The following is a 219-nucleotide window of genomic DNA, read 5'->3' as shown; positions in this document are numbered from 1 at the left end:
ATATAATAAAATATAATTACTTACAATTTGTAACCATCAAGTATACCCCCTAGAACAAAACTGAGGAACTGAGTTCTGAGGAACTGAGTCATTATCGCCGGTAAAAAGATACTGTTTTCCTACCCTTACGTCGCGTTTCACGATATCCCTTATCTTTTTACGGTAGCTCCTTGCAATACTCCCGTTCTATCCTTCTCCTGATTCTATTGATAACTTGCC

The organism is Segatella copri (assembly GCF_003465495.1).
Lineage (GTDB): Bacteria > Bacteroidota > Bacteroidia > Bacteroidales > Bacteroidaceae > Prevotella > Prevotella copri_G.
This window is presented reverse-complemented; position numbering follows the sequence as displayed.